The sequence below is a fragment of the Algoriphagus sp. UBA3586 genome, from assembly GCF_002376385.1.
Taxonomy (GTDB): domain Bacteria; phylum Bacteroidota; class Bacteroidia; order Cytophagales; family Cyclobacteriaceae; genus Algoriphagus; species Algoriphagus ornithinivorans.
Genome location: NZ_DFMT01000034.1, coordinates 72,652 through 89,917, shown reverse-complemented (window position 1 = coordinate 89,917; position 17,266 = coordinate 72,652). Strand labels below are relative to the sequence as shown.

The 17,266-nt window shown below is 41.2% G+C and carries 21 protein-coding genes; 18 read left to right on the top strand and 3 right to left on the bottom strand.

Annotated elements, in window-relative coordinates; all coding sequences use genetic code 11:
• Window positions 1-7 precede the first annotated feature (7 nt).
• The 13 genes from B2906_RS13230 to B2906_RS13170 are packed head-to-tail and all read left to right on the top strand — an operon-like array spanning window position 8 to window position 11,219.
• Entirely contained in the window at window positions 8-673 is a 666-nt protein-coding gene (locus B2906_RS13230) for a hypothetical protein (protein ID WP_286940121.1), read from the top strand.
• Window positions 670-1,323 carry a hypothetical protein gene (locus tag B2906_RS13225; protein ID WP_286940117.1) on the top strand — a complete coding sequence of 218 codons (654 nt, stop codon included), beginning with the start codon at window positions 670-672 and terminating at the stop codon, window positions 1,321-1,323. Before B2906_RS13230 ends, B2906_RS13225 begins: the two co-directional genes overlap by 4 nt.
• Window positions 1,320-1,982 carry a hypothetical protein gene (locus B2906_RS13220; RefSeq protein WP_286940116.1) on the top strand — a complete coding sequence of 221 codons (663 nt, stop codon included), beginning with the start codon at window positions 1,320-1,322 and terminating at the stop codon, window positions 1,980-1,982. The genes B2906_RS13225 and B2906_RS13220 overlap by 4 nt, the downstream gene beginning before the upstream one ends.
• Window positions 1,979-2,761, top strand: a complete 783-nt coding sequence (locus tag B2906_RS13215) for a hypothetical protein (RefSeq protein WP_286940111.1) — start codon at window positions 1,979-1,981, stop codon at window positions 2,759-2,761. The genes B2906_RS13220 and B2906_RS13215 overlap by 4 nt, the downstream gene beginning before the upstream one ends.
• Window positions 2,758-3,912, top strand: a complete 1,155-nt coding sequence (locus tag B2906_RS13210) for a plasmid transfer protein (protein WP_286940104.1) — start codon at window positions 2,758-2,760, stop codon at window positions 3,910-3,912. The genes B2906_RS13215 and B2906_RS13210 overlap by 4 nt, the downstream gene beginning before the upstream one ends.
• A gap of 2 nt (window positions 3,913-3,914) precedes the next feature.
• The gene (gene traK / locus B2906_RS13205) at window positions 3,915-4,523 is read left to right on the top strand and encodes a conjugative transposon protein TraK (RefSeq protein WP_286940101.1); all 609 of its coding nucleotides are present in this window, start codon (window positions 3,915-3,917) and stop codon (window positions 4,521-4,523) included.
• Window positions 4,501-4,932, top strand: coding sequence for a hypothetical protein (locus B2906_RS13200; protein WP_286940096.1), 432 nt, complete (start codon window positions 4,501-4,503; stop codon window positions 4,930-4,932). Before traK ends, B2906_RS13200 begins: the two co-directional genes overlap by 23 nt.
• Window positions 4,922-6,145, top strand: a complete 1,224-nt coding sequence (traM, locus tag B2906_RS13195) for a conjugative transposon protein TraM (RefSeq protein ID WP_286940092.1) — start codon at window positions 4,922-4,924, stop codon at window positions 6,143-6,145. The genes B2906_RS13200 and traM overlap by 11 nt, the downstream gene beginning before the upstream one ends.
• A 6-nt stretch (window positions 6,146-6,151) precedes the next feature.
• Window positions 6,152-6,988: a conjugative transposon protein TraN gene (traN, locus tag B2906_RS13190; RefSeq protein WP_286940090.1), complete on the top strand. Its 837-nt coding sequence runs from the start codon at window positions 6,152-6,154 to the stop codon at window positions 6,986-6,988.
• A gap of 32 nt (window positions 6,989-7,020) precedes the next feature.
• Complete coding sequence (locus B2906_RS13185) at window positions 7,021-9,012, top strand: type IV secretory system conjugative DNA transfer family protein (RefSeq protein ID WP_286940086.1); 1,992 nt, start codon at window positions 7,021-7,023, stop codon at window positions 9,010-9,012.
• Between the two features lie 12 nt (window positions 9,013-9,024).
• Window positions 9,025-9,657, top strand: a complete 633-nt coding sequence (locus B2906_RS13180) for a M23 family metallopeptidase (protein ID WP_286940075.1) — start codon at window positions 9,025-9,027, stop codon at window positions 9,655-9,657.
• 10 nt (window positions 9,658-9,667) lie between these two features.
• Window positions 9,668-10,594, top strand: coding sequence for a DUF4099 domain-containing protein (locus B2906_RS13175; RefSeq protein ID WP_286940072.1), 927 nt, complete (start codon window positions 9,668-9,670; stop codon window positions 10,592-10,594).
• Window positions 10,572-11,219 carry a hypothetical protein gene (locus B2906_RS13170; protein ID WP_286940067.1) on the top strand — a complete coding sequence of 216 codons (648 nt, stop codon included), beginning with the start codon at window positions 10,572-10,574 and terminating at the stop codon, window positions 11,217-11,219. The genes B2906_RS13175 and B2906_RS13170 overlap by 23 nt, the downstream gene beginning before the upstream one ends.
• 81 nt (window positions 11,220-11,300) lie before the next feature.
• On the opposite strand, the gene B2906_RS13165 is transcribed toward B2906_RS13170, so the two are convergent.
• Window positions 11,301-11,873: a hypothetical protein gene (locus tag B2906_RS13165; RefSeq protein WP_286940065.1), complete on the bottom strand. Its 573-nt coding sequence runs from the start codon at window positions 11,871-11,873 to the stop codon at window positions 11,301-11,303.
• A 29-nt stretch (window positions 11,874-11,902) separates the two neighbouring features.
• Window positions 11,903-13,192 carry a T9SS type A sorting domain-containing protein gene (locus B2906_RS13160; RefSeq protein WP_286940061.1) on the bottom strand — a complete coding sequence of 430 codons (1,290 nt, stop codon included), beginning with the start codon at window positions 13,190-13,192 and terminating at the stop codon, window positions 11,903-11,905.
• A 392-nt stretch (window positions 13,193-13,584) separates the two neighbouring features.
• On the opposite strand from B2906_RS13160, the gene B2906_RS13155 reads away from it, so the two are divergent.
• From B2906_RS13155 to B2906_RS13140, 4 genes are all read left to right on the top strand, one after another.
• Complete coding sequence (locus B2906_RS13155; RefSeq protein ID WP_286940055.1) at window positions 13,585-14,334, top strand: hypothetical protein; 750 nt, start codon at window positions 13,585-13,587, stop codon at window positions 14,332-14,334.
• Between the two features lie 88 nt (window positions 14,335-14,422).
• The gene (locus tag B2906_RS13150) at window positions 14,423-14,914 is read left to right on the top strand and encodes a hypothetical protein (protein WP_286940048.1); all 492 of its coding nucleotides are present in this window, start codon (window positions 14,423-14,425) and stop codon (window positions 14,912-14,914) included.
• A 74-nt stretch (window positions 14,915-14,988) separates the two neighbouring features.
• Window positions 14,989-15,540 carry a hypothetical protein gene (locus B2906_RS13145; protein WP_286940047.1) on the top strand — a complete coding sequence of 184 codons (552 nt, stop codon included), beginning with the start codon at window positions 14,989-14,991 and terminating at the stop codon, window positions 15,538-15,540.
• A gap of 251 nt (window positions 15,541-15,791) precedes the next feature.
• A complete protein-coding gene (locus B2906_RS13140; protein WP_268034917.1) occupies window positions 15,792-16,013 on the top strand; it encodes a hypothetical protein in 222 nt (73 codons plus the stop codon).
• 38 nt (window positions 16,014-16,051) lie between these two features.
• Here B2906_RS13140 and B2906_RS13135 read toward each other — a convergent pair whose 3' ends face one another.
• Window positions 16,052-16,819 (bottom strand): hypothetical protein, encoded by a 768-nt coding sequence (locus tag B2906_RS13135; protein WP_268034918.1) that lies wholly within the window; start codon window positions 16,817-16,819, stop codon window positions 16,052-16,054.
• A 251-nt stretch (window positions 16,820-17,070) separates the two neighbouring features.
• Here B2906_RS13135 and B2906_RS13130 point away from each other — a divergent pair, with 251 nt between their 5' ends.
• Window positions 17,071-17,262, top strand: a complete 192-nt coding sequence (locus B2906_RS13130; protein ID WP_268034919.1) for a helix-turn-helix domain-containing protein — start codon at window positions 17,071-17,073, stop codon at window positions 17,260-17,262.
• The last annotated feature ends 4 nt before the right edge of the window (window positions 17,263-17,266 follow it).

Genomic DNA, 17,266 nt, shown 5'->3' with positions numbered 1-17,266 from the left:
CAAGACCATGATGAAAACATTGAACCTACTCGCATTTCTGATCCTCTCGGGATCTGCTTTTGGGCAGACTGTCTATGTGGATCCTGCGGTAGCAGGAGCAACGGCGGCACATTCTGCGGTGATCAATTCCCAGCTGAATGCCACCAATGAACGATTGACTTTGATTGAGCGGGGACAGCTCGCGATTACAGGAAACCTGACCATTGTCAATACGATGCAGGACAAAATCTACAAGGGACTTTCTGAGGTCAGTTCGATATTAACCAATCTTTCCAACGTTCAGGAAATCGCACGAATTGCTACTGGGATTTCCAGTGACCTCAGTCAGGTGATGGACTTGGCAGGGGAGAATCCCGCTTTACTCCTGTTTGCCGAACGGAATGCTACCCTATTTCAGCAAAGGGCAACTTCCTTGGCTTTGGAGGTCAGCTCTTTTGTGCTGAAGGGAGGAGAGAATAACCTCATGGATGCCGGAGAACGGTCTAAGCTGATCAATCAGATTTTGACTGAGATGGTCATTCTGCGATCCAATTCTTATGGAATGTATCGAGCCATGTATTTCGCTCAGATGAAAGGATTTGTAAGAGCCTTAAATCCTTTCCAAGGTTACATCAATGTGGATATCCAGCTTGCGCAGGATATAGCCAGAAAAGCCAAAACCCTGCAACCATGAAATCATTTTGGCTTTTACTCTTCGTTTTGTTTGCAAGCCTTGGGATGAGTGTTGCCCAAACCAATGTGGCTCTTCTCCACCAGCTAGTAGAGGAATCCAAGTCTGAATACAACCTTCAAAAAGAGGCGAAAGAAAATCAGGGAAGGAACGCGGTCAACGAGGAGGTCAATGCCAATTTGGTCAAGTCGGTAAAGGAGAAATACCGAGCCGTTCAAGACAGATTCGCCAAACTCTCGATAGTTATCGATGCTTTTGGAATTGGTGCTGCGGCTGAGCCCTTGGTCAACTCCATTATTGATAACCAACAGCAAATTGTTATCTACTGTAGCCAAAATCCGGAGTTAGTACTTTTTGCGGTAGAGTCTGAAAAGGTTTTCGTCGATAGATCCTATTCACTTTTGAATTACCTCTTTGGCCTATCGGCAAGTATCGGAGTGGTCAATCAGATGAAAGTTTCGGAAAGAAGAATCCTTTTCCAACACATTCTGGATGAGCTGAGGGAGATCAACGGACTTTCCTTCACCGTTTCCAAATCACTTCAACACTATCTGGAAAGGAAGCGAGGAGTCAATCCCTACCTACAGTATGTGGCAACGGAAATGGCTTTGGTAGAAGAAATCATTCAAAACGCCAAAACCCTAGCCCGATGAAAAATCTCCTTTGTCTTTTCATTTGTTTCATGGTGGTTGAATCTTATGGGCAGACCGTAGTATTTGACAGAGAGCATTTTTCGATAGTCAATGCCAATGCAGCAGTAAGAAATGCCAACGAAATAGGATATCACCAAACCTTGAATATCATCAGGCAAAACACCGATGATATCATTCTCAATTCATCAAGCCTGGCACTGGTTCAAACCATGATTGTCAACTCTCTGACCCAGATCAATGAGGGCCTCAAAGATGCAATTCAGGTAAGGATGATCGCTGAGACGGTCTTGGATATCAGTTCCATTTCCGCAGAGGCATTCCAGTTGGCGGGCGATAATCCCATCCTTTTTCTTTTTGTGGAAGAATACACGGCTCAGGCGAAAAAACGAAGTCTCAATCTGGCCACGGAAGTTTCTTCCCTGATTCTCAAAGAAGGCGATAACCTCCTGATGAATTACAATGTCCGGGATGAGCTACTTGATTCGGTTCAAAAGGAATTACAGGTAATTCTTGCCTTGGTACTGGCTGCAAAGAACAGCATCTACTGGGCCAAGACCAATGGGATAATCCGATCTCTCAATCCTTACCAGACCTATATCAATCGGGATTTAGGATTGATCAATGAAATCATCATCAAACAGAAAATTCTTAGCCGATGAAGCCAGTTCTCTCATTTTTGATCCTTTTTTCTGTTTGTATTCACAGCTATGGACAGACTCCCATCCATGATAGAGCGATTGTCGCTCAGCAGGAACGCATGGTCTTTAAGCAATGGGATGAAGATAAATTCTATCCCGAACCCAAAAGATTCCTTGGAATCCCAACGAATCCGATTTGGTATATCACCTGGGGCTTGCATCCCAATTACCCTGATCTCGACAGAAGGCCTTTGTCTTCAAGGGGAGAACAAACTCAAAGACTGGGATTGGCAGCGGCCATGCAGATTTCATCCAACTACTATAAGCAGCACTCAGATACGGTCAAAAACTTGGCAGCAGCGGAGATGGCCCGCATTTCAGGTGCTTTTTCATCAACAGATCCGCTTTACCAATTCTACTATAAGCGAGAGCTGAATCCTTTGGAAAATCCTGAAGCTTCAGCTTTTCAGGGCGTTTCGCCAGAAGTAATACAGTATATGACTGATCATGGGGCATACCAATGGTATTTAAACAACATGGCGTCGCTTTCAGAACGATATGAGTTTGCCAAGAGCTTGGACATGGAAAGAGGGCAACGGATTCTGATGTATCACAGAATCATGCTTGAAATGAGAGATGTCCTTAAAAAGTGGCAATACAAGCTAGACATGTCTTCCAATATGCTTGCCTTCCGAAAGCTCAATCAGCGAAAAATCAGCGGGGAAATTATCCTTTCAGATCCAAATAGCGAAGAGGAAAGAGCCAAGAAGATTGTTAACCAAACCCAAGTCCTAAAATGAAAAAGCTGATCACAGGACTTTCAATTTTCCTTGGGGTATCCATCTCCGGAATTGCACAATCGGCTAACCATGACCAGTACAAGGAGACCATAAGCTATTTGCAGGGAAACAGCATTTACGACAGGGGAGTGATGACCTTCTTTGAAGAAATGAGGGATTATGGCTTTGCTCACTCCGATCCTTTCATGAGAGATGCTCAGACCTTGGCCTGTATTTTTATGCTGATTTTTTTCAGTCTGAAATGCTACGAAATGATGGCTGGGGACAAGAAGCTTGAAATTATGCCCCTGCTGAGGCCATTTGCTTTGGTAATTCTTTTGATGTGGTGGCCAATTTTCTGTCAGATCATCGCTTTTCCTACCGATTTGATTGCCGCCAAAACAGAAGCGCTTTTTGGAACTCAAAATGACACCAACAATGCCTTGCGACTTGACCGGGCGGCTTACATGATCGAGATGGCCGATCAGCTGGTGGAATATCAGGCGGTGACCGAGATGGCTTCGGATCAGGCGCAGGAATCCGATAAGGATTTGGGGACAGTAATTGTTGATGGGGTGAAAGGATTTTTCTCCGATCAGATTTTAGCTCCTATTGTCCAAATGCGAATCAGGATGCAAACCAGCCTTCAACTGCTTGCTACCCAAATTATAGAATTGGTGGCCATCTGGATTCTGAGGGTGTGTGTCTATATCATTTTCATGTTACAAATCATCTACTCAACGGTGTTGGTGATACTCGGACCTTTTTCAGTGGTGGTGAGTATCCTTCCGGCTTTTCGGGATGCGTTCACGACTTGGATAGCCAGGTTTGTTTCTGTCAACCTTTATGTGGGAGTGGCCTATTTGATTCTCTACATCACAGGAAGACTCCAGCAATACGCCTTGGAGGTCGAAATTGACAAGTACGAGTACCTGCTTTCAACCGGTGGCGGAGCGGATCGACTTGAAAAAATGGCTTGGCTGGCATCCAATGGCTTTTTGAGTTTCGGGCTGGTGATAGTTGCATTTTTTGTCAGTGCCATTGCCATTACTACCGTGCCCTCCATTTCCACTTGGATCATTTCCACTTCAGGAATCTCCTCGGCAGCAACCACCGCCGGAAGGATGGGGTCTTCTGCTTCAAAATCAATTTCAAGAGCTAAACTAATCTAACCATGATCATCCAAAATATTGAGTCGAAAATCAGATTGGCTACGGTTCTTTCCTTGGGAAGCCTGCTTACCTCAATCATTATCTGTGGATTTGTTTCGGTTTACGCTTATAAACAGGTAGCCAATGCTAGGCAGTCCATTTATATCCTGGATAATGATATTCCCATTTTGGCCAAGCAGGCCAATATGCAAATGAATAGGCCAGCTGAGTACAAAGCAGCCGTGGACTTATTCCATAGCCTTTTTTTCAACCTGACTCCCGATGATAAGCACATCGAATATCAGATGAGCAGGGCCATGTATTTCGTGGATGAGACAGGAGTCGGCCAATACAATAACCTGAAAGAAAAGGGCTACTTCAATTCCATTCTTTCTTCAAGTTCTGTGCTTTCCATCCAGACGGATTCCATTGTCCTGGATCAGAATAGATTCCGGTATTACGGTAAGCAAAAGATAGATCGAAGGAGTGCCACAATCACCCGATCGATCATCACTGAAGGTGAATTGATCGATATCCCGAGAAGTGAAAATAACAGCCACGGGGTATTGATCACGAATTGGAAAACCATTGAAAATAAAGATCTGAGCAATGTTTCGAAAACCACCTTTTAAGGATCGGGAAACTACCATTTTCCAAGAGCTGAAAAATGAGCTTTATCCTCACCTGGTTGGGGTAAATGGCCAGATGAAAGGCTTGATGGATCGTCATGCCAAAATCATTTTTTGTGGCATGCTCCTTCTTATCGTAGCATCTTTCATCCTGACCTTTTTTGTGCTGAAGCCTGACTCGGAGAATCAGACTAACAATTTCAAAAAAGAGCTAAAGGCCATCCCGGGAGAGCTGTCAGGCGAATTTTCAGCATTGCAGGATTTGACCCTAAGGGCTGCGAAAATGGCAGAGTTAAAAGCTGAAATCGAACGGATTATCGCTCAGGATTCCATATCAAAAACGGATTCCGCCTATCTGGAAAAAGCAATTGAGCAACTGCAATACTTTAACAACCACTCTAATGAAAATTGACTTCAAACAACCCAAATACATCCTGCCAATAATCATGCTCCCGTTTTTGTGCTTGCTGTTTTACGGGTACAAATCCTTCAGTAAAGACAGTTCGGATGAGCCTGTTCAGGGGCTCAGTGGAATCCAATCCGAGATTGGCAAAGTGTCGGAACAGATCCAGAAAAAACCGCTTGATTCCAAATTGGATGCTTCCAGAGAAACCTATAAAAGGGCAAATGATGGATACACGGCAATCAAAGGCTTGGAACTCGAGGTGGAAGAATCCAGCCAAATCAAAACGCTGTATAACGAGGAAGAAAAAAGGCTGCTGGATTCCATAGACAACGCTTTAAAAGGTGCAGGTCTCTATTCGGGAAAACCCGATGTGCCAAATGTTTTTCCTTCTGTTATACCAACACCTTCCAGACAGCAAAGCTTTTCCAAGGAAGATGAAGAATTGCTGAATGCCATCAATCAGCTGGAAGGAAAAAAGACCCAAGTTCCCGCCAACAGATACGAAGATCCCATGGATCTATTCAAAGCTCAAATGGCTGTGATAGACTCCATTTCCAAAGCGAATGATCCGGCTTATCAAGAGCTACAGCAAAAAGAAAAGGAGAGTCAACCCGTAGCAAATGAGACCGAAAACGTGGTTTATCGAGTCCAGAAGTCAGAGGGGGCCGCAACCTTATTCAATACCGTCACTAGAGAAAAAAAAGGAAAGTTCATCGAGGCAATCATTGACCAGGATATCAAGAGTGGTACCCTAGGAGCTAGATTGAGAATCCGACTTTTAGATGATATCCTGATCGGAAATGCCATTGTGGGCAGAGGAACTTACCTCTATGCCTTGATTTCCGGATATGAAGCTCAGCGGGTGAAACTGACCATTTCTTCGGTCATGATCAATGATCGAATCTTCCCGATTAAACTCTCCATCTATGACGTTGATGGGATGGAGGGTCTGTATGTCCCGGCCAGTGCCTTTCGGGAATTCTCCAAAGAACTCGGAGGAAATACCACCGGGGGAATGAATCTGACCATGCAGCAAAACTCAGATGCTTTGAGTCAATTGTACATGTCAGCCCTTCAACGAATGTTCACCTCAACTTCCCAAGCCGTTTCCAAATCCATCAAAAAGAACAAGGCCAATATCAAGTATGGGACTTCTGTCTATCTGATCGATACCAACGAATTGCAGGAAAACGGAAAAATGATCCAAAACCAAAACTGACCTACCATGAGACAAAAGATTATAACCCTTATCCTTTGGGCGATATCCGTTTCGGCCTATGCCCAGCAGAATGGTACCTTATTGAAAAGCCAACTTCCCAAGATCTATATCGATGAGGAAATCTCGCTACACTTTCTTTCCCCCGAACCTATCCAATACGTGGATATCTCGACCGATAATATGATCGGGGATATTCCTTTGGAGAGTGTTTTTCGGGTAAAAGCCATCCAGGACAGTGTTTCCAACCTCAATGGATACAATAAGTCTTTGGGCGTAGTTACCATTATCGGGCAGAAGTTCATCGCTCAGTACGATTTATGGTATGCCCATGATGAGCGGCAGCTCAAGACTCAGATCGAAATTCTTCCTAGTCATACCAGTCCTTTGGAGGTCGGTAAAATCTCCTTGAGCGACCAAGAGCTTCGGTATTTTTCAATAGAGGCATTTAAAAGGAAAGAGAAGGACAACATCGCCAAGAGCAGTCAGTACGGGGTTTCCGGTCAGGTGAACAGTATCTACACGGTGGACGATTATATCTTTTTGGACATCTCCTTTACCAACAAGACCAATCTCAAATTTGATCTGGACCAGTTGAGGTTTAAGATCGAGGATAAACGAATTGTCAAAGCAACAAATGTCCAGTCCATTGAGATAGAACCGGAATACCAGCTTTTCGCCCCGAAGAGCTTTGAAAAGAAATACCGTAATATCTACGTGTTCAAAAAGTTCACCTTCCCCAATTCCAAGGTTTTTACCATCGAGCTTTCGGAATCCCAAATCAGTGGAAGAACGCTCTCATTAGAGATCAAGTACGCAGACCTTTTAGCGGCAGACACACTTTAAAAATGATTTTTCCCTTTAACTGAGCCTTTGCCATGAATGAGAAAAGAGAATTAAAAAGCCTTCATGCGACCTTTCAATTCATTGTTTACCTGATGGTGTTTATGGACATTCTGATGTATGTCTATGCCCCACAGTTGTTGGCCATGGATTGGATGGAAAGGTTTCTTTTTCCTCTTTTTGAAAAGCTGCAAAACCTGAAGATTTACAGTAATGTGCTTCTTGGAAAAGTAGCCATTTTGATAGCGATTTGCCTTTCAGCAATCGGGACGGTTGCCAGAAAGAACCTGGATTTAAATCCGAGAAATCAGATCATTTTTCCTTTGGCCATCGGGTTGATACTGTTCTTTGGCTCAATCTACTTCTACACGATGGAAGATTCATTTTTGGTGATGGACTTCACTTCCATTCAAGACCTCGGGTACAGCCTGTCACTATTTATTGGTTCTGTTTTGATCCATACTTCCTTGGACAATGTGTCGAAACTGATCAAATCGGGACTGGGAAAGGATGAATGGAATATCGAAGGAGAGTCCTTCATGCAAGACATTAAAAAAGTCGAAAACCCCTATTCGGTCAACATTCCCATGAAGTTCTATTATAGGGGAAAAGTCCGAAAAGGTTGGATCAATTTGGTCAATCCATTCAGAGGGACTTTTGTAATTGGAACCCCCGGTTCCGGTAAGTCTTTTGGGGTGATCAATCCCTTTATCCGACAGATGATTGGCAAGGGATTCACCATGTGCCTTTACGATTTTAAGTTTCCTGATTTGGCTCAGATTGCCTACTTCCACTATCTGAAAGCTCAGGACAAAAAGAAAAAACCAAATTTCAAATTCCATGTGATTAATCTGGATGAGGTTGAATATTCCAGAAGGATCAATCCGATCAACAGAAGGTATTTGAGGACAGTGGCCAATGCTTCTGAAACCGCAGAGGCTATTTTTCAATCCCTTCAAAAGTCCGATTCGACTGGAGGTGCAGACAAGTTTTTCGAGCAATCGGCCATCAACTTTCTCTCCGCCTGTATCTTTTTTGTGTCTCGATATGAGGAAGGCAAATATTCTACCTTCGCCCATGTGCTGGATTTTCTCAACAGAGACTACGAGGATATTTTCAACTGTCTGACCAAATATCCCGAACTCCGATCCATGGTGTCTCCTTTTCGAAGTGCCTTTGAAAAGAAGGTTTACAAACAGCTGGAAGGGCAGGTCGGTACCCTGAAGATTTTCCTTTCTAGACTGAATACCAAAGAAACCGCTTGGGTCTTCAGTGGGGATGATTTCGACCTTAAGATCTCGGATCCCAATTCTCCTTCCATTCTGGTTCTTGCCAATAGTACTGAAACGCAGAGCATCACAGGCACCTGCTATTCGGTGATCATCAACCGGCTGACTCGATTGATTAATACCAAAGGGAATTTGCCAACCGCTTTAATAGCGGACGAAGCGCCTACTTTTTACATCCATAAAATCGAAAACCTGATTTCTACTGCCCGGAGCAATAAAGTAGCGGTTTTGCTCGGCCTGCAGGAACTGCCCCAGTTAAACCAGCTTCAGGGAAAGGATACGGCATCGACAATGACCTCGGTGATCGGAAATGTCCTTTGTGGCTCAGTCCGCCATAAGGATACGCTGTCCTGGTTGGAGATGATGTTTGGAAAGCGAAAGCAATTGGGGCAGAGTGTTTCGATTGATCGGGACAAAACCTCGATTTCATATAGTGAGCGATATGATCCACTGATTCCTGCTGGAAAAATTGCGTCCATGCACACCGGGGAGATTGCTGGAATTATCGCCACGGAAGGGACTCAGTTTGACGGGAAATACAAAACATCCAATGTCCATTGCCGGGTTAATCTCGATATGAGAGAGATCAAGCAGGAGGAAATCTCCTATCGGACCACTCCGAAATTCTATGATTTCCAAGGCAGGAAAGAAGAGATCCTGACCAAGCACTTTGAAAAAATCCACCGACAGGTTACTGAGATTATTGAAAAGCACCGGGAAATGGCGACGATAGATTAATTCATTGAAATCATGCTAAAGAACCTATCGATTATACTTCTTTTTTTTGTCGGTCATCAGGCTTTTCCTCAATTCAATTCTATTGAATTTCGAAAGGAATTGGCTTCGGTAAACGTGATCAAGTCCGCTGAATTAAAGCAAGAAGCGAAGAGATCTGAAATTCCTCCTTTGGCCCAACAGGAACTAGCCGTGGAACATGGGGAGGAGCTATTGTTGGCATCCCTTCCCCTGGAGGATTTTTTTCTGACTTCAGCGTTTGGCTACCGATCCGATCCATTTTCCGGAGAAACGAAATTTCATCGGGGAATCGATCTTAAAACCAAGCGATCGAAGGTACTTTCTATGCTTCATGGAACTGTAGTTTCGGTGGGCAATGATCCGATATTGGGAATTTTTATCAAAGTCCAACACGGCAACTATGAATCGATCTACGGTCACCTTTCTCAGTCCCTCGTAGCAAAGGGCGATCGTGTCTTACCGGGAACTATCCTGGGGATTTCCGGAAGTACGGGAAGAGCTACCGGCGATCATCTGCACCTGAGTATCAAAAAGGGAAAAGAATATGTCAATCCTGTCTTATTCATTCAATTGATTTCAAGACTATCGACTAAAGAAGAGGCAATCACTTATTTATCAAAACCATAAAGCAAACATCATGCAAAGCCAAAATGGATTACCGATGAAGGATCTGGAGATTTTTGGAGTCATCAAAAACGGAAAATTCACCATACCTGAAAAAGAAGTCAACGCCCTGAAAAATGGAGGAATGACTGATATCGTGGAATTGACCGACCTGAAAGGGAAGGATATTTACATCGATAAATTACCGGCAAGACTTTCCATAGTCAGAGGAGAAGATGGGAATCCTGCCTTGCGGATTGATCCGGTTTATAGGGAACCTAACCAACATCCCAATTTGAATGAAACTGAAAGGAATCAGCTGGTCCGAAATGAATTGGCTAACATCAAGAAAAGCTATGTGGACAAAGAAGGGAACATTCAGACCGAAATCATCGAGTACGATCACCGAACTAGACAATTTCTTTCCTACAATCCCCGGGACATCAAAGCTCCTCAATCCGTCAATGGGCAAGAACTCGATCCACAGCAAAAGAAGAAATACAAAGAAGGGGAAACGGTGCTGTTGGCAGATGGGACAGCTTTTCAACTTTCGCCATCTGCTCCAAAAGGCCTCAGATCAAGTAAGTCAGGGTTAGTCCTTTCGGTTTTGCTGGATGGAGGGGTATCCTACTTACTGATTACCGGTGTTCAGAAATTGCTCGGAAAGCAAAGCAAGGAGGATAAGGCATATACCGAAGGATACCTTCAAGCCATCAAGGAGGTTCAAAAACAAGTAGAGCGCCGAATTGCTAGATACTCAAAAGACAGAGATGCAATTCGTGATTTGAACAACATCAAGGAGGAATACTCCAAAATTTCGGCTGATTCCTCACTCCCAAAAGGTATTAGGGATGAATTCGATATAAATGCCATCAAACGGCTAAACAGCATCGATACGGAGGAAGGGAAGAACCCAAGAAAACGTTCCGAACAAGACAATGGCTTTGATAGAGACCTTTGATATTTTGACTTATAAAGGGGTGAATAAGGCTATCCAAGGTCTGTTTTCCAAGTTTGCCCATCAGGATCAAACGGGCCAGATCATATTTGACTTCTTTGATGAGCAGGGCGAGAAAGTGGATTGTGAAATCCTGAGCCTTTACCGGAATAAACCGGCTTCCAGAGGGATTTCTGTCCTTAATCTTTCAGAACATTCTCGGTCAATTTTTGTCTCTGATTCCTATGCTTCCCTGATCTGCTTTGCCAATCAATTCAAAGCCAGAATTTCATTTGACGAAGCAGGCTTCTTGATCATCGGGGCTGAGTTTAACTTGAGCTTGTTGAACCAAGCATTCAAGAAACTTTCAAAAAAGGCCAAGATCAATACGGTTTTTAGCACCTCGATTTTGGGGAGGGTCATGGATTGTAAGGTTCAGGATCTGGTTTATGATCGGGACTGCCGGTATTATTTGTCTGATGATTGGGTTCAGCTTAAAAATCAAAAGAGGAATAAAGTCTCGAAGGAATCGATTTTTACCTTTTCACTTCGAACCTACTGCATCTCGCAAGCGATCACTCAAACCGTCCGAACATTTAAGCCTAAGCAAAAGGGGGTTGAGTCCTTTTATCAGCTAAATCAAATTTAATCATTTTGGGCCTTATGTATCTAGTTTAAAATCACATATAAACTCAACGGTTTACTTACAATAAGCTTTGAAATCAACCTACTAAAAACTCCATCCAAGCCCAATCCCAGCATGAACAGGTTGGAATGTTATATTTTCTTCAGAATTTCCTGTAAACTTAAAAAAAGGCGTGTACCCTAATCTAAAAAAAAAGCCTTGTTCTGGTTTTTGATATCGGTATCCAATTCTGAAGGGCAAAATGGCACCTAAGTCTCTAGATCCCTTCGTTTGAACTAATTCTCCTGATTCAAAAGATGAAATAATTTCTGCTTCCAGAAATGGAGTTATGCCAAAACCCAGTTCAAGGTGATGTCTATTCCTTCCTAACAATGAGGTTAATTCCAAAGGTAATGCAGGATTCCAAACTGTTGAGCCATCAATCTTTTCTGCCCATAAAGAAAATCCTGAAGTTGCTGTTAACTTAAAAGCCTCTTTTTGATAAAAAATTCTACCATAATTAAAAGCATATTGACCAGCATTTCCTCCAATCTCAATGAAAACTGTATTTCGAGCATTTGAGGATTGATTGACTTTTTGAGCAAGAAGTTGAAAAGGAAGTGCAAATAAAGAAACACTTGCAAAAAAAATAGCTAATTTATTATTTCGTTGAAACATGGTGTTTTGGATTAATTTGTAAAGACTCTTTATTGAACTAATATCTGTTCTCTTATAATTTCTTTATCATAAAAGATATGAAGAAAGTAAGAACCTGGCCTCAGTCCACTAATATTCAAATGGACCTTTCCACCTTTTGACTCACCAGAACTAACCACTTTTTCTGCATTGTCCAGTACCTCGACTCTAAATATTCTATATTCTATACGGTTTTCTTTTTCCCGATCATTAAATTCAATATTGTTAGTTAAATTGCCTTCCTCACTGAGGTATTCTATGTTGAGTTCTCCTTGAGTTGGGTTGGGATATACATTGAAGTTCCCTGAGGACACCATATAATTACAAGGGAAAACTGTTACTCCTGTAAAGGAGGAAGCTCCACAACTATTATTTACAGATACTCTTACAGTTCCGTAGGACGAGTTGTTCGAGGGAACATAAAGTCTTATTGTATTTAATGATGTAGATTCTACACTCCATCCTGACGGATAAGTCCAATTGTAGCTATAGCCGGTTTTATGTCCTCCAGGAATATTTGCTGTGTATGTGTATGAATTGCCATTACATACCGATAAAGTCCCAGTGACTGAAATTTGTGATGTAGAGAACGCTCCTATTTGTACAGTATAAGTTCTAGGTGTACTGTACCAATTGTTATTAAGAATTGGATTAGGTATTGAGCCTTGAACCGATATAGTATAGTTGCCAGCTGGTGTGTTTACCGGGGCCGAAATACTAATACTTTCGGAAGGAGTAAGAAGACTATTTCCTCCTCCATTAATCGACCATCCAGCAGGGGCATTCCATAGATAATCAAAATGATAATAGCATTCAGAGCCCACTGGATTTTGACTTGGCAAACCAGGACTTGTTGTGAAGGAATAGGATTGACCCGCGAAGCACATCACCGGGCCGGAAATTGGATTAGGTTGGATTACCCTTGAAACAACTGGAATTGTAGTACTCCCATTGAAGTATGGAGAACATTGGGATGCCACCACACTCAACTCGTAATTTCCAGTATCTTTAAAAGTATATGTTATGGACGTGCCGCGCACCTCATCAATTAAAATGCCATCCTTTCTAATTCCCCATAAATAATCCCCACAGGTATTTACATTCCATCCAAATGGAATTTGATAAGTATTAACAGTATAGGTGATCGGATTATTTGGACAAACAGTGGTTGAACCTGTGATAACCACATCAACCGCATTTGCATTAATAATCGAAAGAAACATAGATGTCAAAAAAATGGAAATTACTCTGGTTAACCGAAAGGAAAGAGTTTGGGGTATAAAATGGATAAATAATTTCATTTTGGTTTGTTTATCGGTTAAAAATCACTTGTAAACCAAGTTAATTGAAGTTTTTAAGACAAACAGAACTTTTGAGTGATTTTTCATTCCAATTTTTTAAAACCCAAGCTTGGCTTAATTTTTAGAATGTGTATACCTATGATTGTACGTTACCGGCTTAAATTAGGTTTTGAGGTTCCAAATAGGCGGATTTCCCTTTACCAAGGGGGTTAGGAGCTTGTCCCGGTGAATGACGGAGTATTTTTTATTACGGAAAATTCGCTATTCAGGATCTACGAGTATTGTTCTAGATACACATAAATTTTAATTACGAAAAAAGGGTTTCTTCAATTCTCACATTTCATCTTTTAAAATACGGTTTTGCTATATTTAAATGCTTGTCACTCAAAATTATGGAGAATAATAATCTTGAATTCCTCAAAAAGAACCTGAAATTCCTTGGCTTTGGTACTTCATTAAATGCTGCCCTGGAAGCTAAAGTTTCTGAGCGACAGGAGTCCTTTAAAATCGGAGTTTCAGCCGATTTTAGTGCCAGACAAAAGAATGGAAGCCTAGGAAAGGACAAGGTTAATTATGAGCTGAATTTCTCGAGATCTTCGAAGCCTTATAATTATTCTCTGGATAGCATAAAAGTCACCCTCAACGATCAGACCCATAACATATTTTCGTATGGAAAGGGAAATGACGTGACAGCAAAGGAAGCCTACAATTTGCTTAGAGGGGCATCTATCCATAAAAAAGCTATTCTAAATAGGCAAATGGATAATAGGGTATTGGCTTCGGGAGAAGTCGGTCAGATGAAGGAAGGCTCAGGAGAAAAGATTGATTCCATCTGGATCAAACTGGATTTTGAAAGGCGGAATGAGCAGGGGAATTTCTCCTACAAAAAGTTCTATCCTGATCATGGATTCCACCTGGAAACTGAACTGAGCAGATTCCCGATTAAGGAGCTTGAAAATTTTCAGGAAAAAGAAATGCTGCTCTCCAGCTTAGGACGGGGTAATACCCAAAATGCCACTTTGGAAAATGGTCAACCCGTATTTATCGAAGCAGATCCTGAATCAAAGAAAATCCAGTTTTATGACATGGATTTTAGGAAATTGGACGTTTTACCTACTCAGACGCAAGAAATGGGTAGGTGAATTTAAGTCTGCCAAATCATTTATTTTATTCATATCAAGTCTTTTACATTTGACTATTCCAAGTCTTTAAACTAAACCATTTTAATCCATGAGAAACCTGAATTACCTGTTTTTAATCGCAATTACCATTTTTTTTGTTAGCTGTTCTTCGGAGAATGAGGTGCCTAAATTGGTTGAGAAAATTGTCACCATTGAAGTAGAAATGGAGGGGAATTACACCGACTATCTGGTGACCTTTTCAGTTCATAGTATGCTCAGTGGCACCTCAACTTTTGTTGCTCCGGTGTTGGATCAGCCGAATGAACTCAACTGGACCCAAGTGATCGAACAAGGCAATTCCTATACGCTTTCTTTTGAGCCTGAAGTCCCGACTATTTCAGCCACTTCTTCAGCTCCGATTCATAGTTTAGGTCTAGTTTTTAATGCCGTTTATTTGGGAGGAGAAACCGATGATTCTTTCCAGCCACTTTCTGCGACCGTCAATGTTTTGGCTGATGGGGAGGTCTATCGACAATTTGAATATGAAGCCTTGGCTCCTGGAGAGGTTTCTGTGCCGCTGGCCGAGGAGATTACATTTTAATATAAGTAGGAACTCTTGTTTTAAACAATCGAAGGAAAGCTTGCCTAGTTTTTTTAACTGCAAAAAGAGAAAGTATGGTAAATCGACAAATTCAAATCAGGCTTAGAGCGCTAAAAATAGCTTTGGACGAAATCGATATTGCATTCCGTGAAACTAAAAAAGATGCATTTTTAGAGATAGGTTTTAAATACGATGTTCCTTATCCGGAAACGTCACAGAATAGAGCCCTTCATAAAAAGGTCGACTTAATTAGAAGGGAGCGTGAGGATATTTTGTACTACCGTATTTTTTGTTTCACACAAGTTGTTTACTCCTTAAAGGATTATTTGAAGAAAATTTATCCTTTAAAAAAACGGGAAATTGAAAGCTTTTTTTCAGATCAAATTGATGGATCAATTCCTAAGAAGGGCCTGGCTAATGATTTAAAGCATAATCCCGATAAGGATATGAAATTTGGGTTTGTGGAAAAGAGCAAAAAAACTGAAATCGTCAATCGATCAAAAATCACAACGATCAATTTTAATTTTAACTGGAAATATCAGGGCTTGGATACAATTGATCATTGTAAAACTGTTTTCAAAGAAATTCATCAATTTGTAAGAGATGAGATAGATTCTGTGTCCTAAGCGAATCAATGTGATCTCTTCAAAATTCTTGATTTCCCCTCTTGTTTTCTGATGATGCCCTATTCCGGTTTTATCCAATTGTATGCACAAAGGTCGGATAGCCTGTCAGTTTCAAAAAATTGGGGCTTGCAGCAGATTTCTAAAAACAGGGTTTCCTACGGACTGCCTCCCAGTTTTTAAATTCTAATTTTTTGGCACTTTCCCGGCCATCCTAAATGACCTGCATAAATTTTAACTAAAACCAAAATACAATGGCATTCTCAAAAAAGTACATCGGTAAAGGAAAGCAAGTCGAAAACATGGAAATTGTTGAAGTGAGCCTGAACATGGCAGAGCTTCAAAACCACACCTTCGAATATGAAGGAGAAACCTTCCTCAAGTTCAATGTCGCCAAGCTAAAGGAACCTGACCAGTACGGAAAAACCCACACGGTTTACGTTTCCGTCAAAGAACCGGATTCGGAAGAATCCTGAGAAAAGCCCGAAAGGGCTTTTTTCATTTTAATTCGAAATTAGCCAATTGCTTCATATAAGTATTTAGTCATTTTCGACTCTCTAGCTAGGTTCAGCCACTTTTTTTCGAGTGTCCAATATTTATCTCCGGGCTGGACATAAATCATATTTCTTATATCATTTTCATCATTCCCGTCTGCCTTCATCCATGAAACCATCATTTTTCTCAAATAGGCTGACCCAATAGCCGTGTAAAATTCAAACTGCTCCCAAGGGATGGCGTCATCGGAGTATTCTCCGAATTCCCTTTCGTTTAATTTGTGAATAAACCACTTTTTAAAATCAAGTAAATTCCGATTTCGATCTGAATATTTTATTAGGGCTCTTTTTACATCATTCTGGAGATTATTAAGGTCATTTAAGAAATTAGCCCATTCGCCAAAGTTTTTCCTTCTAATAGATGAAATTTCTTCAAGTTTTTCTTTAAAACTATTCGAGATCAAGCCTTCTTTTGGATGCTTTAGCAGGATTCTAATAAATGCAAAAGTCAAATTTGATTCTATATCGAATTCTCTTTCAAAATCCTTGTCAATTAGTGATTGAGCATGATCCCATGGGTAGTGTAAAATTATTTCTGGTTTAAGACTAAAAATCTTATTTATCGCAGCCTGAACCTCGGATAATTTGTTCAGATTATTAGGCGAAAATGCCAATTCCATTAAGGATAAATAAGTGCACACCAGCGTGTATTTGTTCGGGTCGGGAACTTGGAGATTATTTTTACTCAGCCCATACCAGATCATGGTATCACAGATTATTCTTGTCATTTAGGTGGTGGTTTTAGTATTTCAGATGGAATAAAATTAGCTTAATTCCTCCATCTCAGACTTCTACCGCCATTAAATGAATTAGAAATAGTTGACACTATTTGTCATTTCTTATGACTCAAATTGAATCATGTTTTTTCAATATCTAACTTTTGATCAGAATAGAATTTGAAGTATTTCTTAATTGTTTTATCTCAAAAAATGAGATAATCCATTTATTTTTCTATTTTTAGTTTCAGTCTTTTTCGGGAATGAACAGAATCAAAGAAGTGCTTGAGGAAAAAGGGATTACCCAAACTTGGCTTGCCGAACAACTCGGCAAAAGCTACAATATGGTCAATGGCTATGTTCAAAATCGGAACCAACCACGATTGGAAGTGCTTTTTGAAATTGCCAGAATCCTAGGTGTGGACCCTAAAGATTTAATCCAATCTAAACACTAATAAT

Coding starts and splice junctions, on each gene's coding strand:
- B2906_RS13230 (WP_286940121.1), top strand. CDS start 8: ATGATGAAAACATTGAACCTACTCGCATTTCTGATCCTCTCGGGATCT.
- B2906_RS13225 (WP_286940117.1), top strand. CDS start 670: ATGAAATCATTTTGGCTTTTACTCTTCGTTTTGTTTGCAAGCCTTGGG.
- B2906_RS13220 (WP_286940116.1), top strand. CDS start 1,320: ATGAAAAATCTCCTTTGTCTTTTCATTTGTTTCATGGTGGTTGAATCT.
- B2906_RS13215 (WP_286940111.1), top strand. CDS start 1,979: ATGAAGCCAGTTCTCTCATTTTTGATCCTTTTTTCTGTTTGTATTCAC.
- B2906_RS13210 (WP_286940104.1), top strand. CDS start 2,758: ATGAAAAAGCTGATCACAGGACTTTCAATTTTCCTTGGGGTATCCATC.
- traK (WP_286940101.1), top strand. CDS start 3,915: ATGATCATCCAAAATATTGAGTCGAAAATCAGATTGGCTACGGTTCTT.
- B2906_RS13200 (WP_286940096.1), top strand. CDS start 4,501: ATGTTTCGAAAACCACCTTTTAAGGATCGGGAAACTACCATTTTCCAA.
- traM (WP_286940092.1), top strand. CDS start 4,922: ATGAAAATTGACTTCAAACAACCCAAATACATCCTGCCAATAATCATG.
- traN (WP_286940090.1), top strand. CDS start 6,152: ATGAGACAAAAGATTATAACCCTTATCCTTTGGGCGATATCCGTTTCG.
- B2906_RS13185 (WP_286940086.1), top strand. CDS start 7,021: ATGAATGAGAAAAGAGAATTAAAAAGCCTTCATGCGACCTTTCAATTC.
- B2906_RS13180 (WP_286940075.1), top strand. CDS start 9,025: ATGCTAAAGAACCTATCGATTATACTTCTTTTTTTTGTCGGTCATCAG.
- B2906_RS13175 (WP_286940072.1), top strand. CDS start 9,668: ATGCAAAGCCAAAATGGATTACCGATGAAGGATCTGGAGATTTTTGGA.
- B2906_RS13170 (WP_286940067.1), top strand. CDS start 10,572: ATGGCTTTGATAGAGACCTTTGATATTTTGACTTATAAAGGGGTGAAT.
- B2906_RS13165 (WP_286940065.1), bottom strand. CDS start 11,873: ATGTTTCAACGAAATAATAAATTAGCTATTTTTTTTGCAAGTGTTTCT.
- B2906_RS13160 (WP_286940061.1), bottom strand. CDS start 13,192: ATGAAATTATTTATCCATTTTATACCCCAAACTCTTTCCTTTCGGTTA.
- B2906_RS13155 (WP_286940055.1), top strand. CDS start 13,585: ATGGAGAATAATAATCTTGAATTCCTCAAAAAGAACCTGAAATTCCTT.
- B2906_RS13150 (WP_286940048.1), top strand. CDS start 14,423: ATGAGAAACCTGAATTACCTGTTTTTAATCGCAATTACCATTTTTTTT.
- B2906_RS13145 (WP_286940047.1), top strand. CDS start 14,989: ATGGTAAATCGACAAATTCAAATCAGGCTTAGAGCGCTAAAAATAGCT.
- B2906_RS13140 (WP_268034917.1), top strand. CDS start 15,792: ATGGCATTCTCAAAAAAGTACATCGGTAAAGGAAAGCAAGTCGAAAAC.
- B2906_RS13135 (WP_268034918.1), bottom strand. CDS start 16,819: ATGACAAGAATAATCTGTGATACCATGATCTGGTATGGGCTGAGTAAA.
- B2906_RS13130 (WP_268034919.1), top strand. CDS start 17,071: ATGAACAGAATCAAAGAAGTGCTTGAGGAAAAAGGGATTACCCAAACT.